General features: G+C 69.0%; 12 protein-coding genes, 2 rRNA genes and 2 pseudogenes (1 of these 16 only partly in view). 6 read left to right on the top strand and 10 right to left on the bottom strand.

Features of this window, described 5'->3' with window-relative positions:
- Positions 1-157 precede the first annotated feature (157 nt).
- From ACQEXA_RS41775 to ACQEXA_RS41765, 3 genes and pseudogenes are all read left to right on the top strand, one after another.
- Positions 158-936 (top strand): annotated as a pseudogene (locus ACQEXA_RS41775) (IS5 family transposase); the annotation flags it as partial.
- Between the two features lie 86 nt (positions 937-1,022).
- On the top strand, positions 1,023-2,057 hold the full coding sequence (locus tag ACQEXA_RS41770) for an IS110 family transposase (RefSeq protein WP_432920626.1): 1,035 nt from the start codon (positions 1,023-1,025) through the stop codon (positions 2,055-2,057).
- A 301-nt stretch (positions 2,058-2,358) separates the two neighbouring features.
- A pseudogene (locus ACQEXA_RS41765) lies at positions 2,359-2,634 on the top strand (IS5/IS1182 family transposase); the annotation flags it as partial.
- 19 nt (positions 2,635-2,653) lie between these two features.
- Here ACQEXA_RS41765 and ACQEXA_RS41760 read toward each other — a convergent pair.
- Genes ACQEXA_RS41760 through ACQEXA_RS41750 form a run of 3 tightly spaced genes read right to left on the bottom strand, consistent with a single transcriptional unit; the run spans position 2,654 to position 4,693 of the window.
- Positions 2,654-3,559 carry an NAD kinase gene (locus ACQEXA_RS41760; protein ID WP_359391636.1) on the bottom strand — a complete coding sequence of 302 codons (906 nt, stop codon included), beginning with the start codon at positions 3,557-3,559 and terminating at the stop codon, positions 2,654-2,656.
- Positions 3,556-4,371: a TlyA family RNA methyltransferase gene (locus tag ACQEXA_RS41755; RefSeq protein WP_359391635.1), complete on the bottom strand. Its 816-nt coding sequence runs from the start codon at positions 4,369-4,371 to the stop codon at positions 3,556-3,558. The genes ACQEXA_RS41760 and ACQEXA_RS41755 overlap by 4 nt, the downstream gene beginning before the upstream one ends.
- 7 nt (positions 4,372-4,378) lie before the next feature.
- Positions 4,379-4,693 carry a hypothetical protein gene (locus tag ACQEXA_RS41750; protein WP_432926136.1) on the bottom strand — a complete coding sequence of 105 codons (315 nt, stop codon included), beginning with the start codon at positions 4,691-4,693 and terminating at the stop codon, positions 4,379-4,381.
- 42 nt (positions 4,694-4,735) lie between these two features.
- On the opposite strand from ACQEXA_RS41750, the gene ACQEXA_RS41745 reads away from it, so the two are divergent.
- Positions 4,736-5,083, top strand: coding sequence for an alkyl sulfatase C-terminal domain-containing protein (locus ACQEXA_RS41745; RefSeq protein WP_432926138.1), 348 nt, complete (start codon positions 4,736-4,738; stop codon positions 5,081-5,083).
- Positions 5,084-5,127: 44 nt separating this feature from the next.
- On the opposite strand, the gene ACQEXA_RS41740 is transcribed toward ACQEXA_RS41745, so the two are convergent.
- Genes ACQEXA_RS41740 through ACQEXA_RS41725 form a run of 4 tightly spaced genes read right to left on the bottom strand, consistent with a single transcriptional unit; the run spans position 5,128 to position 9,146 of the window.
- Complete coding sequence (locus tag ACQEXA_RS41740) at positions 5,128-5,988, bottom strand: ABC transporter ATP-binding protein (RefSeq protein ID WP_359391632.1); 861 nt, start codon at positions 5,986-5,988, stop codon at positions 5,128-5,130.
- Positions 5,985-7,022, bottom strand: coding sequence for a FecCD family ABC transporter permease (locus ACQEXA_RS41735; protein WP_432926140.1), 1,038 nt, complete (start codon positions 7,020-7,022; stop codon positions 5,985-5,987). The genes ACQEXA_RS41740 and ACQEXA_RS41735 overlap by 4 nt, the downstream gene beginning before the upstream one ends.
- The gene (locus ACQEXA_RS41730; protein WP_432926142.1) at positions 7,019-8,062 is read right to left on the bottom strand and encodes a FecCD family ABC transporter permease; all 1,044 of its coding nucleotides are present in this window, start codon (positions 8,060-8,062) and stop codon (positions 7,019-7,021) included. Before ACQEXA_RS41730 ends, ACQEXA_RS41735 begins: the two co-directional genes overlap by 4 nt.
- 55 nt (positions 8,063-8,117) lie before the next feature.
- Positions 8,118-9,146 (bottom strand): HAD hydrolase-like protein, encoded by a 1,029-nt coding sequence (locus ACQEXA_RS41725; protein WP_433132669.1) that lies wholly within the window; start codon positions 9,144-9,146, stop codon positions 8,118-8,120.
- A 71-nt stretch (positions 9,147-9,217) separates the two neighbouring features.
- Here ACQEXA_RS41725 and ACQEXA_RS41720 point away from each other — a divergent pair, with 71 nt between their 5' ends.
- Positions 9,218-10,519, top strand: coding sequence for a DUF1015 domain-containing protein (locus tag ACQEXA_RS41720; RefSeq protein ID WP_432926145.1), 1,302 nt, complete (start codon positions 9,218-9,220; stop codon positions 10,517-10,519).
- Between the two features lie 67 nt (positions 10,520-10,586).
- Here ACQEXA_RS41720 and ACQEXA_RS41715 read toward each other — a convergent pair whose 3' ends face one another.
- Positions 10,587-11,372, bottom strand: coding sequence for a hypothetical protein (locus tag ACQEXA_RS41715; RefSeq protein ID WP_432939046.1), 786 nt, complete (start codon positions 11,370-11,372; stop codon positions 10,587-10,589).
- 258 nt (positions 11,373-11,630) lie between these two features.
- On the opposite strand from ACQEXA_RS41715, the gene ACQEXA_RS41710 reads away from it, so the two are divergent.
- Positions 11,631-12,614 (top strand): hypothetical protein, encoded by a 984-nt coding sequence (locus ACQEXA_RS41710; RefSeq protein WP_433134838.1) that lies wholly within the window; start codon positions 11,631-11,633, stop codon positions 12,612-12,614.
- A 120-nt stretch (positions 12,615-12,734) separates the two neighbouring features.
- Here ACQEXA_RS41710 and rrf read toward each other — a convergent pair.
- Both rrf and ACQEXA_RS41700 read right to left on the bottom strand, forming a co-directional pair.
- Positions 12,735-12,851, bottom strand: a 5S ribosomal RNA gene (gene rrf / locus ACQEXA_RS41705).
- Between the two features lie 104 nt (positions 12,852-12,955).
- Positions 12,956-15,400, bottom strand: a 23S ribosomal RNA gene (locus ACQEXA_RS41700); it runs 656 nt beyond the window's last position.

Genomic DNA, 15,400 nt, shown 5'->3' with positions numbered 1-15,400 from the left:
CCGGGGGATGTGCGACGGCCCCCGGCCCGCTCGCGCGAAGGCGCAGGTGGCGGAACGGCACCGAGCGGCGCATATCACCCCCGCGAGGTACCGCGCCCCCGGCGGCCCCTAGGGCCTGTTCTGAGTTTCGATCACAGTTCGGCTGAGCGGCTGCGCCGTGCCTCCGCTTCGGTGTAGACAACTGGCCGTGGCACGAGGCGATCTGGCGGACGATGAGTGGGCCCTGGTCGAGCCGTTCCTGCCGGTAGGCGGGCGCGGGCCGTACGACCCGGAGGCGGTGCGACGGCAGTTCAACGCGGTCATGTGGCGGTTCCGCACCGGGAGCCCGTGGCGCGATATCCCCGAGCGCTACGGCTCCTGGTCGACCGTGTACGGGCGCTTCGAGCAGTGGGCGAAGGCGGGCGTGTTCCAGGCGCTGATGGACGGCATGATCGCCGAGGCGGCGGCCCGCGGCCAGGTGGATCTCTCGCTGGTCAGCGTGGACTCCACCATGGCCCGCGCGCACCACCACGCGGCCGGGATGCGCGTCGATCCGGAACTGCTGGACGAACTAGCGAAGGCGGTGGAGGAGGAAAAGGGGATTCACCAACCGGGCAAAGCGCCGCGATAGCCCTGGCCGACGATCCGGCCGAGGCCGGCAAGGCGCGAGCCAGGGAGGAACGTCGTCGTGTACGCCGCCTCCGCCAGGCGCGACTGCGCACCGCGGACCTCGGTCGCTCACGCGGCGGGCTGACCACCAAAACCCACCTCTCGGCCGACCGGCGCTGCCGCCCCTTGTCTTTCGTGCTCACGCCCGGCCAGGCCGCCGACAGCCCCCGCTTCGCCGAGGTCGTGGACAAAATCAAGGTGCGGGGCCGGGTCGGCCGACCCCGAACCCGGCCGGACGCTGTGGCCGGGGACAAGGCGTACTCCTCCCGCCGCAACCGCAACTACCTGACACTATGAGGGCCGGGCCCCCTTCCGCGCCAGCCCGGTGGATGCTGTTTCCGGGTGTCCATACGAGCTCGGGAAGGAGGCCCGGGATGTCTGTCTACGTCGGAATCGACGTGCATCGCAAGAGGTCGCAGATCGCCATCGCCGACCAAGGCGGTGGGATCAACGTGAACAGGAACGTGCCCAACGGGCGGGTGCCGGTGCTGGGGGTGATCGGGGATCTCCCCACGGGCACACCGGTGGCGTTCGAGGCCGCCTTCGGCTGGGGCTGGCTGGTCGAGCTGCTCCAGGAGCACGGCTTCGAGCCGCACCTGGTGCATCCGCTGCAGTGCAAAGCCATCGCCTCGGCCCGGTTGAAGAACGACAAGGTCGATGCGGCCACCCTGGCCCAGCTGCTGCGCGCCGATCTGTTGCCAGAGGCCTGGATCGGCCCGCCGTCGGTCCGGCAGCAGCGGGCCGTGCTCCGACATCGGGCCCAACTGGTCCGGTTGCGGACCCTGTTGCGTAACCGGATCCATGCCGTGTTGGCCGATCACGGCTGTGACCGGGGAACCAGCCGCAGCTGCTGGAGCGGTCCCGGCCGCCGCTGGCTGGAGCAGCTCCCGCTGCCCGCGTCCTCCCGCACAGTGATCACCGACCTGCTGGAGCTGATCGATGCCGTCCAGGTTCCCATCGACCGGCTTGACGCTCGGCTGACGGCCGAAGCCAAGAATGACCCGCGGGTGAAGGTCCTGACCACTCTGCCGGGAGTAGGACCACTCACCGCTCTGGTCCTGCTGGCTGAGATCGGCGACATCCGCCGCTTCCCCTCGGCCCGCAAGCTCGCTTCCTGGGCTGGGCTCACTCCCACCGTCCGCGGCTCGGACCGCACCGTCCGCTACGGCCACATCTCCAAACAGGGCGACCCCTGGGTGCGCTGGATCCTGAGCGAAGCGGCCCAGACCGCCAAACGATCCCCGCAGTTCGCCGCCTGCTACGAGCAGATCGCCCATCGCCGCGGCAAGAAGATCGCCACGATCGCGATCGCCCGCAAACTCCTCACCCGCACCTGGCACCTGCTCGTCGAGTACGAAGCCGACCAGCACGCCACCCGTCCCGTCGGGGAGGCAGCGCTGAGCCAATGACAGTCACACTTCCCCTTCCGAGAGGTTGCCGACCCCGGGTGCGCTCGCGTCAGCGCATGAGCCGGCCCCGCCGTGCTCGACTACCTGAATGAGCAGCCCGGCCCCCGGACTAGGGTCATGGCGCCGGCCCGGCGACGGTGCACGGAGCCGAATGGGTGCGTGTGAGACTCCTCCGCCCGACCTACCCCCGGGGATCATCGACAGCCCTCGACCGAGGAGACACGGGCTCCTCCACCCACCTCCGGCACCAGCCCCGAGCATGCCGGGCCAGGTTCCAGTCTGCTCTTGACAAGCCCGGCCCTCATGGGTGCGCCGGCGCAAGATCCGAGCCGTGATCCCGGAGAAGGCAGACCAGGCGGCAAACCGCAAGAAGAAGGGCTCGCACGGCGGTCGTCCCGTCGGCCACGATGCGGCGCTATACAAGGAGCGCAACACCGTCGAACGCGCCATCAACAAGATCAAGGAGTGGCGGGGGCTGGCCACGCGCTATGAGAGAGAGACGCCGCGCAGCTACGAGGCCGGGCTGCACCTGCGGGGTGCCGTCATCTGGCTGCGCAGCCTGCGACCCGCCCAATGATCAGAACTCAGAACAGGCCCTAGTGCGGCGCCCCCCGCCACCCGGACACGGGCAGCGCGAACTTGGCCACCAGCCGGTCCGTGAAGGAGGCGTGGTGCAGCCGGGCCAGCCGCACCGGAACCGCTCCCCGTCGCACCTCGACCCGTGCCCCCTCGGGCAGCTCCACCGTCCGGCGCCCGTCGCACCACAGCACCCCGTGCGGGGTGTCCGGCTGCACCTCCACGGCGAGCACGGAGTTCGGCGAGGTCACCAGCGGCTTGGCGAACAGCGCGTGCGCACTGATCGGCACCATCAGCAGCGCCTCCACCTCCGGCCACACCACGGGCCCGCCCGCGGAGAAGGCGTAGGCGGTCGACCCGGTGGGCGTGGCGCAGACGATGCCGTCGCAGCCGAACCCGGTCACCGGCCGCCCGTCGATCTCCAGGACGACCTCCAGGAGTTTCTCGGCGGAGACCTTCTGCACGGCCGCCTCGTTCAGCGCCCAGTCGGTGTGCACGATGTCGCCGTTCTTGTGCACGACGACGTCGACGGTCATGCGCTCCTCGACCTCGTACGCCTTCATCACGACCCGGTCGACGACCCGGTCGAGGTCGTCGCGCTCGGCCTCGGCGAGGAAGCCGACCCGGCCGAGGTTGACGCCGAGCATCGGCACCCCGGAGGCGCGGGCGAACTCCGCGCCGCGCAGGAGCGTGCCGTCACCGCCGAGCACGATGAGCAGCTCGCAGCCGTCCAGGCACTGGGGAGTCGCCTCCTTGACGAGCTCCACCTCGTCCGACAGAGGCAGGTCCTCCGCCTCGGCCTCCAGGACGCGCACGCCGATGCCGCACCTCAGCAGCCCCTTGACCACGAGCTCGGCACTGCGGATGGCCGCGGGCCGCCCGGTGTGGGCGAGAAGGAAGACAGTACGACCTGGGATCTGTGTCAACGCGGCCCCTCCGCCACTGCACGGTCAACGTCGGCCGGATCCAGTGCGGGTGCTCCGGCTCGCAGCCACAGAAAGTACTCGACGTTGCCCGAGGGTCCGGGCAACGGGCTGGCCGTCACACCCTTGACGCCGAGTCCCAGCTCCGCGGCACGCTCGGCCACCCCGCGCACGGCCTCCGCACGCAGGTGCGGGCTGCGGACGACGCCTCCGCTGCCCAGCCGTTCCTTGCCCACCTCGAACTGGGGCTTGACCATCATCACCAGGTCGGCGTCCGGCTTCGCGCACCGCACAAGGGCGGGCAGCACCAGTCCGAGCGGGATGAAGGACAGATCCCCCACAACAAGATCCACAGGCTCCCCATCGATCGCTTCGAGCGTCAACTCGCGTACGTTCGTACGGTCCTTGACGGTGACGCGTTCATCGCTCTGCAGAGTCCAGGCCAGCTGTCCGTATCCGACGTCGACTGCGACGACATGGGCGGCGCCCGCGCGCAGCAGGACGTCGGTGAAGCCACCGGTGGACGCACCTGCGTCGAGCGCGCGCCGCCCACCGACCTTCAGACCCTGCGGTACGAAGACCTCCAGGGCGCCCGCGAGCTTGTGGCCGCCCCGGGACACGTAGTCGGGGTCGCTGCCGTCCTGTGCGACGACGATGGCCGCCGCGGTCTCCACCTGGGTGGCGGACTTGGTGGCGACGGTCTTGCCGACGGTGACCCGGCCCGCGGCGATCAGCTGGCCGGCGTGCTCGCGCGAACGCGCGAGCTTCCGGCGGACCAGCTCCGCGTCCAGACGGCGGCGTGCGACTCCTGCCACGTTCGGTTCAGCTCCTGTGTCCGTACGGCGACGGGGGCGCCGGAGGTCCCGGGCGGGCGTCGAGCGCGGTGAGCGCGTCGCGCAGCCCCCTGTGTACATCCTCGTACACCTCCACATGGCCGTCCGTGGCGAGGTGGTCGGCGTCCGCCAGCCGTTCCAGCTGTGCGTCGACGTCGGCGTCACCGGTGGGGGTCCGGGGCACGTTCAGCGGGGCGGGCGCGGCCGGGTCGTTCTCCGGTTCGAATGCGGTGCCGTCCGGGGCGTCCGGATCCGGTACCGCCGCCTCCGTGGAGACCTCGGCCTCGGGCACTGAGTCGCTCATGCCCCGACGCTACCTCGAAGCGCTGAGGTACCGTCGCTGACAATGGCGACCATTGAGGAGTGCCGCAGCGCACTCGACAAGCTCTCCGACAACCTGGCGGGCGCCGACGGCGACGTCCGGGCGGCCGCCGGCATGGACCGCTCGCTCAGCTGCCGGATCACCGACCTGGACATCAGCTTCCTCGGTCGCCTCAGGAACGGCCGGATCGAGGTGCTCGACACGATCCAGGGACCGCCGCCCGAGAAGGCCCAGATCCGGCTGACGATGACCGGCGACGACCTGGTGGCGATGGTCGACGGCGAGCTGAACTTCGCCAAGGCCTGGGGCTCGGGCCGGGTGAAGCTGGAGGCGGCCCTGCTCGACGTGTTCCGCCTCAGAAAGCTTCTGTAGGCCCCGGCCGCCCGGAGGCCCGCCCCACTCCCGCGCCAGACGCCTCAGGAGGCCTTCTCGGCCGTCGTACGGGCGCGTGCCTTGCGGGCCGCCGGCACCACCAGCGGCGTCCCGGTCTCCGGATCGTCGATGACCTGGCAGCGCAGCCCGAAGACCTCCTCCACCAGCCCGGCAGTGACGATGTCGTTCGGGGCGCCCTCGGCGATCACCTTGCCGGCGCGCAGGGCGATCAGATGGGTGGCGTACCGGGCGGCGTGGTTGAGGTCGTGCAGCACCGCGACGAGCGTGCGCCCCTGCTCCTCGTGCAGCTGCGCGCACAGGTCGAGCACGTCTATCTGATGCTGGATGTCGAGATACGTGGTCGGCTCGTCGAGCAGCAGCAGCGGTGTCTGCTGGGCGAGCGCCATCGCGATCCACACCCGCTGCCGCTGGCCGCCGGAGAGCTCGTCGACATAGCGGTCGGCGAGCTCCGCGACGCCTGTCTGCGCCATCGACTCCTGGACGACCCGCTCGTCCTCGCCGGACCACTGGCGCAGGAGTCCCTGGTGCGGATAGCGGCCGCGGCCCACGAGGTCGCCGACGGTGATCCCGTCAGGCGCGATCGAGGACTGCGGCAACAGCCCCAGGGTCCGCGCCACCTTCTTCGCCGGCAGCGACTGGATGGCCTGCCCGTCGAGCAGCACCCGCCCCTGGGACGGCTTGAGCATCCTGGACAGGGCGCGCAGCAGCGTGGACTTGCCGCAGGCGTTCGGGCCGACGATCACCGTGAAGGAGTTGTCGGGGATCTCCACGGACAACTGCTCGGCGATCACGCGCTGGTCGTAGGCAAGGGTGACGTTGTCCGCGGAGAGGCGGTTCACAGTGCTCCTCATGACGTTCGTGTCGGGTCCGCCGGCGGCGCTCATATGCGGCCCGCCCGTCGCTCGCTGACCAGCAGCCACAGCAGGTAGACGCCGCCGAGCACTCCGGTGACCACGCCGACCGGCAGCTGGTCCGCGCCGAAGACCCGCTGGGAGGCCCAGTCGGCCGCGACGAGCAGGGTGGCGCCCATGGTCATGGAGGGCAGCAGGTTCGGGCCGGGCGAGCGAGTGAGCCGGCGCGCGAGCTGCGGTGCGGTGAGCGCCACGAACCCGACCGGGCCCGCGGCCGCGGTGGCGCCAGCAGTAAGCAGCACGGCGGAGACCATCAGCAGCAGCCGTACGCGTTCGACGCGCACCCCGAGGGCGTACGAGACGTCGTCGCCCATCTCCATCATCCGCAGGCCCCGGGCGTTGCCGAGGACCAGGGGGACGAGGACGGCACACATCAGGAGCAGCGGCCACACCTGGTCCCAGTCGCGGCCGTTGAGAGAGCCGGTCATCCAGACGATCGCGCGGGTCGCGTCGACGATGTCGGCCTTGGTCAGCAGAATGCCGTTGACCGCCGTGACGACGGCCGACACGCCGATGCCGACCAGGACCAGCCGATAGCCGTGCACGCCCTGCTTCCAGGCCAGCAGATAGATGGCGAGCCCGGTCGCCAGGCCGCCGACGAGGGCGCCCACGGTGACCTGTGTGGCGCTCCCGGAGAACAGCACGATCATCACGAGTGCCCCGGCCGTCGAGCCCTGCCCGAGACCGAGCACGTCCGGGCTGCCCAGCGGGTTGCGGGTGACGGACTGGAAGAGCGCACCGCCGAGACCGAGCGAGGCGCCGACCAGCAGCCCGACGAGCACGCGCGGCAGACGCAGTTCGGTGACGATGAACTCCTGCCCCGGGTTGCCGTCGCCGACCAGCGCCCTGAGGACGTCCCCCGCCGGGATCGAGTAGTCGCCCGTCCCGATCAGTACGACACTCGCGGTGAGCGCGGCGACCAGGAGCAGCACGACGACGGTGAACGCCCGGACGTCCAGGCGCACGGAGAGTCCGCCGGGGGTGCGGAACGTACGGGTGGTCTTCACAGCTGCGCCGTCCTCCTGCGCCGTACGAGGAAGATGAAGACCGGGCCGCCGATGACCGCGGTCACGATGCCCACCTGGAGTTCGGCGGGCCGGGCGACGACCCGGCCGAGGACGTCGGCGCCCAGCAGCAGCACGGGCGACAGAACGGCCGCGTACGGCAGGATCCAGCGCAGGTCGGGACCCGTGAAGGACCGCACGGCGTGCGGCACCATCAGCCCGACGAACGCGATCGGCCCGCAGGCCGCGGTGGCCGCCCCGCACAGGACGGTGGCGGCGGCCATGGACAGGGCGCGGGTGCGGTCGAGGGCGGCGCCCAGGGCGCGGGCGGTGTCGTCACCCATCGCCACGGCGTTCAGCGGCCTGGCCAGGGCCAGCGCGACGACGGTTCCGGCCAGCAGGAACGGCAGGACCTGGGTGATGGTCGAGTCGGTGGCCGACGCCAGTGAGCCGACGGTCCAGAAGCGCATCTTGCCGAGCGCCGCGTCGTCCGTGATCATCACGGCCTGGAGGTAGCCGTAGAGCGCCGCGCTGATCGCGGTGCCGGCGAGCGCGAGCCGCACAGGCGTGGCGCCCCGGCTGCCGCCGAGGAACCACACCAGGGCCCCGACGGCGGCCGCGCCGAGGAAGGCGAACCAGACGTAGCCGCTCAGGCTCGTGACACCGAAATACGTGATCGCGGTGACGACCGCCGCCGACGCGCCCGCGTTGATACCGAGCAGGCTGGGGTCGGCCAGCGGATTGCGGGTGAGCGCCTGGAGGACGGCACCGGACAGGCCGAGGGCGGCGCCGGCGAGCAGCCCGAGGGCCGTGCGGGCGAGGCGGTCGCCCACCACGACGTCGGCATACGTCCCCGAGTCGTGGAACAGGCCGTGCCAGACCTGGGCCGGTGACAGCCCCTTCGCACCGATCGCGATGCTCGCCAGCGCGACGAGCGCCAGGGTCAGGAGGGAGACGAGGAGCCCAAGAGCCCGTGTCACCCTCCGAGTCGGGGGCGCGGAGGCGAGCTCCGCGCGTGATTCGGGAGGACTGTCGACCAACACGAGGTTAGGTTAGCCTACCCTCGCTATGGGCTCGACGGGGTGGCCGTCCTCCCCCTCACAGACCGAGTCGCGCCAGCGCCTTCCCGCCGTCCAGCTCGCACGGGCCCGTTCCGGCCGCCGTCCAGGCCGCCGCGCACAGCGCCCGCAGCCCGTCCAGGGTCCCGCCCTCGCCCTCCAGTTCGAGCCGCTCCTTGCCCGCCGTCGCCGTCCAGCCGCCGCAGCGGAAGCCGTCACCCGACGCCACGACGTCCGGCTGACCGGTGAGCAGCCCCCTCAGGTCCTCATCCACATAGGTCGGCCGGTGCTGCGGCAGGGCGGCGAGCAACCGGGTCCCGTCCGTCACTCCCGTCAGCACCAGCAATGAGTCGACCCCGCCGTTGATCGCGCCCTCGATGTCCGTGTCCAGCCGGTCCCCGACCACCAGCGGCCGCCGCGCGCCCGTCCGCAGGATCGTCTCCCGGTGCATCGGCGGCAGCGGCTTGCCCGCCACCTGCGGTTCGGCACCCGTCGCGATCCGTACGACCTCCACGGCCGCCCCGTTGCCCGGCGCGATCCCCCGGGCGCTCGGGATCGTCAGATCCGTGTTGGACGCGAACCACGGCACACCGCGCGCGATGGCATAGCAGGCCTCCGCGAAACGCCCCCACTGGAGCTCCGGACCGCCGTATCCCTGCACCACGGCCACCGGGTCGTCCTCGGCCGACTCCACGGGTGTGAGCCCCCGCTCCCGCAGGGCGACGCGCAGCCCCTCGCCACCGACGACCAGCACGCGGGACCTGGCGGGCACCTGCTCACTGATCAGCCGGGCGACCGCCTGCGCCGAGGTGATCACGTCGGACGCCTGCGCCGGTATCCCCAACTCCGTGAGGTGCGCGGCCACCGCGTCCGGTGTGCGCAGCGCGTTGTTCGTGACGTACGCCAGATGCATTCCGCCCGAACGGGCGGTACCGAGGGACTCCACGGCGTGCGGAATCGCGTTCCCCCCGGCGTACACCACGCCGTCCAGGTCCAGCAGAGCGGTGTCGTACGCCTCGTTCAGGGGCTGCGCACTGCCCTCCGGCTGTGTCCTGACGGTCTGGCTCATTACGCATCGCTCCTCGCTCGCTCGTTTCCCCCGATCATCCCGCACGACGCCCGCACACTTACGATGCATCAATGAACACTGCAGGTCCCTGGGACGTACCGGCGCACACGGGCCTTGAACTGAGCCCTTTCCGGGGCCTGCGCTATGACCCCGACCGCGTCGGCAGCCTCGCCGCGGTCACCTCCCCGCCGTATGACGTCGTCGTACGCCCGGACGGGCTGCTCCACCTCGAATCGGCCGATCCGCACAACATCGTCCGGCTGATCCTCCCCCAGGCTTCCACCCCCGCCGCACGCAACAAGCAGGCGGCGGAGACCATGCGCCGCTGGGTCACCGAGGGGATCCTGACCGCCGACGCCGAGCCGGGCCTCTACGTCTACGAACAGCGAGGGGGCGGTGTGCTGCAACGCGGCATCATCGGGGCCCTGCGCGTGTCCCAACCGTCGGACGGTGTGGTCCTGCCCCACGAGGACGTGATGCCGCATGTGATCGCCGACCGCGCGGCCCTGATGCGCGCGACCTCCGCCAACCTCGAACCGCTGCTGCTGACCTACCGCGGCAAGGGCTCGGAAACCGGTGCGGCGGCCGTCATCGAGAGCACCGCCGAGGGCCCGCCACTGTTGTGCACCACCACCGAGGACGGTTTCAGCCACTGCCTCTGGGCGGTGACGGATCCAGTCGACCTCGCCGAGATCCAGATGGACCTGGCCCACCACCAGGCCCTGATCGCCGACGGGCACCACCGCTGGGCGACGTATCTGCGTCTACGCGCGGAGCACACCTCCCCCAGCCCCTGGGACTACGGTCTGGTCCTCCTCGTGGACACCGCCCGCTATCCCCTCCGGGTCCGCGCGATCCACCGCCTGCTGCACCGTCTTCCGGTCGCCGAGGCGCTGTCCGCCCTCACGGGCCTGTTCCGCGTACGCGACCTGCACGTCTCACTGCCCGAGGCCATGGCGGCGCTGGCCGACGCGTCCTGCGCCGGCAACGCGTTCCTGCTGGCGGGCGACGGCGCCTTCCACCTGGTCGACCGGCCCTCCCCGGACGTCCTGGCGCGTACGGTCCGGGCGGACCGCCCGGAGGCCTGGCGCACCCTGGACGCGACGGTCCTGCACGCGACGCTGCTCGAGAACATCTGGCGCATTCCCGAGGACTCGCCCGATCACATCGCCTACATCCACGACACCGCCGCCACGGTCGAGAAGGCCGAGCGGGACGGCGGGACGGCCGTGCTGATGCACCCGGTCCGCGAGGAGGTCGTACGCGAACTGGCCAGGCAGGGCGTGACGATGCCGCGCAAGTCGACGTCGTTCGGTCCCAAGCCGGCATCGGGACTGGTGCTCCGGGCCCTGGCGCCACCCGACGCGATCTGAAAGCCGCTCCCTGCGTGACGACGGGGCGGGGATCCGCTGAGGATCCCCGCCCCGTCACCCGGTCGGGTCAGCGCTCGTCGTCGTCTTCGGAGTCGCCCTTCTCGCTCTCCTCGTCCTGCCCGGCAGCCGCGTCCGAGAGCTGCGGGTCGCCTTCGCTCTCGCCGTCCGACTCATCGTCGAGCGCGTCGAGGAACTCCACGCCGTCCAGTTCGGCGAGCCGGTCGGAGGCATCCGTGCTGCCGTCCTTGTCCGCCTCGACGGCCTTGGCGAACCAGTCGCGGGCCTCGCTCTCCCGACCGGCCGCGAGGAGCGCGTCGGCGTACGCGTAGCGCAACCGCGCCGTCCACGGCTGTACGGCGCTGGAGGCCAGCTCCGGGCTCTGCAGCGTCACGATGGCCGCGTCGAGCTGCCCCATGTCCCGGCGCGCACCGGCCGCGACGAGCCGCATCTCGACCTGAGCCGCCTTGTCGAGCTTGTGCACCTCCGGGGCACCCGCCATGTCGAGCGCCTTCTCGGGCCGCCCGAGACCGCGCTCGCAGTCGGCCATGACCGGCCACAGGTCGGTGTTCCCGGTCATGCGGCGGGCGGCCCGGAACTCGCCGAGTGCCTCCCCGTACTTCTGGTTGGCGTACGCGGCGAAGCCGGCCGCCTCGCGCACGGCGGCGACACGGGACGCGAGACGCAGCGCCACCTTGGAGTACGCGTACGCGCCCTCCGGGTCCTCGTCGATGAGCCTGGCGACCATCACCAGGTTCTTGGCGACGTCCTCGGCGAGCGTCTTGGGCAGGCTCTGCAGCTCCTGCCGTACGTCCTTGTCGATCTCCTCGCCGGTGACGTCCTCGGGGATCGGCAGCCGCTTGATGGGCTCACGGTCGCGGTCGCGGTCCCGCTCCTCACGGAACCGAGGACCCGCACCACGACGGTCGTCACCACGACGGTCGTCGCGGCCGCGGAAGCCACCGGGGCGGGCGCCGCGGTCATCACGACGCGGACCGCGCGCACCAGCACCGCGGTCGCCACGGTCGTCGCGACCACGGAAGCCACCGCGCTCACCGCCGCGGTCGTCACGACGGCCGTACCCGGCACGGTCTCCATAGCCGCCACGGTCGCCGTGACCGGCGCGGTCTCCGTAGCCGCCACGGTCGTCGCGCCGACCGTAGCCCGTGCGCTCGCCGTCCCTACGGTCGTCGCGGCGGTCGTCCCTACGGTCGTCACGGCGGCCGTATCCGGCGCGGTCGTCACGGCGGTCGTCGCGCCGGAAGCCACCGTGGTCGTCTCCACGACGGTCATCACGGCGGTCGTCCCGACGGTCATCACGCCGGAAGCCGCCGCGGTCGTCCCCGCGACGGTCGTCTCCACGGCGGTCGTCGCGCCGGCCAAAGCCGCCGCGCTGGTCGTCCCGGCGGAAACCGCGGTCACGGTCGTCGCGACGCTCACCACGGTCGTCGTCACGTCGGCCGTAACCGGTGCGGGTGTCGTCGCGCCGACCGTAGCCACCCCGGTCGTCGTCACGGCGGCCGTAGCTCCCACGGTCGTCGTCACGGCGGCCACCGCGGTCGTCGTCGCGCCGGTGGGCGGGACGGTCACCGTCCCGGCGGAAGTCCCGGTCGCGGTCGTCACGGCGCGGGCCTCCCGGGCGTTCGTCGCGGCGGAAGGAGGGACGTCCGCCCCGGTCGCCGGAGCCACCACGGTCGTCACGGCGGAAGCCGCCCCGGTCGCCGGAGCCACCACGGTCGTCACGGCGGAAGCCGCCCCGGTCCCCAGAGCCACCACGGTCGTCACGGCGGAAGCCGCCCCGGTCCCCAGAGCCACCACGGTCGTCACGGCGGAAGCCGCCCCGATCGCCTCGGCCACCGTCCTGGCGGTCATCCCGGCGCTCGTCGCGTCGGAAGCCGCCGCGGTCGTCCCCGCGACGGTCATCTCCACGGCGGTCGTCGCGCCGGCCGTAGCCGCCGCGCTCGTCGTCACGGCGGGCGAAACCGCCGCGGTCGTCGCCCCGACGCGCCCCTCCGCGGTAGCCGCCGCGGTCACCACTGTCCCGTCGGCGCTGGTCGCGCTCAGGACGCTCGTCGGGAGAGTTGGTGGACATCGGTGACTCCTGTCTTCGGTACTGCAAACTCATTCTCACGCAGCCGGGTACCCGGCGCGCTCCGGAAAAACGAAAAAGGACCCTTGGTCCCAGCGAGTCGCTGGGACCAAGGGTCCTCCAAAGATTGTTCGGCGGCGTCCTACTCTCCCACAGGGTCCCCCCTGCAGTACCATCGGCGCTGTAAGGCTTAGCTTCCGGGTTCGAAATGTAACCGGGCGTTTCCCTCACGCTATGGCCACCGAAACCCTAATGGTTTCGAGCGAACAAGCACACTCTTCAGTTGATGTTCTGCTCTGTACCGACAACGGATCGTTGCCTCAGAACCAACACAGTGGACGCGAGCCTCTATGGACAAGCCCTCGGCCTATTAGTACCGGTCACCTCCACACGTTACCGTGCTTCCAGATCCGGCCTATCAACCCAGTCGTCTACTGGGAGCCTTACCCCATCAAGTGGGTGGGAGTCCTCATCTCGAAGCAGGCTTCCCGCTTAGATGCTTTCAGCGGTTATCCCTCCCGAACGTAGCCAACCAGCCATGCCCTTGGCAGAACAACTGGCACACCAGAGGTTCGTCCGTCCCGGTCCTCTCGTACTAGGGACAGCCCTTCTCAAGACTCCTACGCGCACAGCGGATAGGGACCGAACTGTCTCACGACGTTCTAAACCCAGCTCGCGTACCGCTTTAATGGGCGAACAGCCCAACCCTTGGGACCGACTCCAGCCCCAGGATGCGACGAGCCGACATCGAGGTGCCAAACCATCCCGTCGATATGGACTCTTGGGGAAGATCAGCCTGTTATCCCCGGGGTACCTTTTATCCGTTGAGCGACGGCGCTTCCACAAGCCACCGCCGGATCACTAGTCCCGACTTTCGTCCCTGCTCGACCCGTCGGTCTCACAGTCAAGCTCCCTTGTGCACTTACACTCAACACCTGATTGCCAACCAGGCTGAGGGAACCTTTGGGCGCCTCCGTTACTCTTTAGGAGGCAACCGCCCCAGTTAAACTACCCATCAGACACTGTCCCCGATCCGGATCACGGACCCGGGTTAGACATCCAGCACGACCAGACTGGTATTTCAACGACGACTCCACAACCACTGGCGTGGCTGCTTCAAAGTCTCCCAGCTATCCTACACAAGCCGAACCGAACACCAATATCAAACTGTAGTAAAGGTCCCGGGGTCTTTCCGTCCTGCTGCGCGAAACGAGCATCTTTACTCGTAGTGCAATTTCACCGGGCCTATGGTTGAGACAGTCGAGAAGTCGTTACGCCATTCGTGCAGGTCGGAACTTACCCGACAAGGAATTTCGCTACCTTAGGATGGTTATAGTTACCACCGCCGTTTACTGGCGCTTAAGTTCTCAGCTTCGCCCCACCGAAATGGAGCTAACCGGTCCCCTTAACGTTCCAGCACCGGGCAGGCGTCAGTCCGTATACATCGCCTTACGGCTTCGCACGGACCTGTGTTTTTAGTAAACAGTCGCTTCTCGCTGGTCTCTGCGGCCACCCCCAGCTCAAGCAGCAAGTGCTCTCACCAGGCATGGCCCCCTTCTCCCGAAGTTACGGGGGCATTTTGCCGAATTCCTTAACCATAGTTCACCCGAACGCCTCGGTATTCTCTACCTGACCACCTGAGTCGGTTTAGGGTACGGGCCGCCATGAAACTCGCTAGAGGCTTTTCTCGACAGCATAGGATCATCCACTTCACCACAATCGGCTCGGCATCAGGTCTCAGCCCCATGTACGACGGATTTACCTATCGCACGGCCTACACCCTTACCCCGGGACAACCACCGCCCGGGATGGACTACCTTCCTGCGTCACCCCATCACTCACCTACTAACCGCTTGGTTCGGCGGCTCCACCACTTTCCTTTCCCCGAAGGGTCCGGAACGGCTTCACGGCCTTAGCATCACGATGCTCGATGTTTGACGCTTCACAGCGGGTACCGGAATATCAACCGGTTATCCATCGACTACGCCTGTCGGCCTCGCCTTAGGTCCCGACTTACCCTGGGCAGATCAGCTTGACCCAGGAACCCTTAGTCAATCGGCGCACACGTTTCTCACGTGTGAATCGCTACTCATGCCTGCATTCTCACTCGTCAACCGTCCACGACTACCTTCCAGTGCCGCTTCACCCGGCAGACGACGCTCCCCTACCCATCCATACACCCGTTGGGGCTTATATATGAATGACACGACTTCGGCGGTACGCTTGAGCCCCGCTACATTGTCGGCGCGGAATCACTAGACCAGTGAGCTATTACGCACTCTTTCAAGGGTGGCTGCTTCTAAGCCAACCTCCTGGTTGTCTGTGCGACTCCACATCCTTTCCCACTTAGCGTACGCTTAGGGGCCTTAGTCGATGCTCTGGGCTGTTTCCCTCTCGACCATGGAGCTTATCCCCCACAGTCTCACTGCCGCGCTCTCACTTACCGGCATTCGGAGTTTGGCTAAGGTCAGTAACCCGGTAGGGCCCATCGCCTATCCAGTGCTCTACCTCCGGCAAGAAACACACGACGCTGCACCTAAATGCATTTCGGGGAGAACCAGCTATCACGGAGTTTGATTGGCCTTTCACCCCTAACCACAGGTCATCCCCCAGGTTTTCAACCCTGGTGGGTTCGGTCCTCCACGAAGTCTTACCTCCGCTTCAACCTGCCCATGGCTAGATCACTCCGCTTCGGGTCTTGAGCGTGCTACTCAAACGCCCTATTCGGACTCGCTTTCGCTACGGCTACCCCACACGGGTTAACCTCGCAACACACCGCAAACTCGCAGGCTCAT

Origin of the sequence: Streptomyces sp. CA-106110, from assembly GCF_050936285.1 — a bacterium.
Lineage (GTDB): Bacteria > Actinomycetota > Actinomycetes > Streptomycetales > Streptomycetaceae > Streptomyces.
This window is presented reverse-complemented; position numbering and strand designations above follow the sequence as displayed.

What these genes read in the sequence shown, in the direction of transcription:
- ACQEXA_RS41750 (WP_432926136.1), bottom strand. Translation starts at nt 4,693, where the DNA reads ATGAGCGACTCAGTGCCCGAGGCCGAGGTCTCCACGGAGGCGGCGGTA.
- ACQEXA_RS41720 (WP_432926145.1), top strand. Translation starts at nt 9,218, where the DNA reads ATGAACACTGCAGGTCCCTGGGACGTACCGGCGCACACGGGCCTTGAA.
- ACQEXA_RS41725 (WP_433132669.1), bottom strand. Translation starts at nt 9,146, where the DNA reads ATGAGCCAGACCGTCAGGACACAGCCGGAGGGCAGTGCGCAGCCCCTG.
- ACQEXA_RS41745 (WP_432926138.1), top strand. Translation starts at nt 4,736, where the DNA reads ATGGCGACCATTGAGGAGTGCCGCAGCGCACTCGACAAGCTCTCCGAC.
- ACQEXA_RS41740 (WP_359391632.1), bottom strand. Translation starts at nt 5,988, where the DNA reads ATGAGCGCCGCCGGCGGACCCGACACGAACGTCATGAGGAGCACTGTG.
- ACQEXA_RS41770 (WP_432920626.1), top strand. Translation starts at nt 1,023, where the DNA reads ATGTCTGTCTACGTCGGAATCGACGTGCATCGCAAGAGGTCGCAGATC.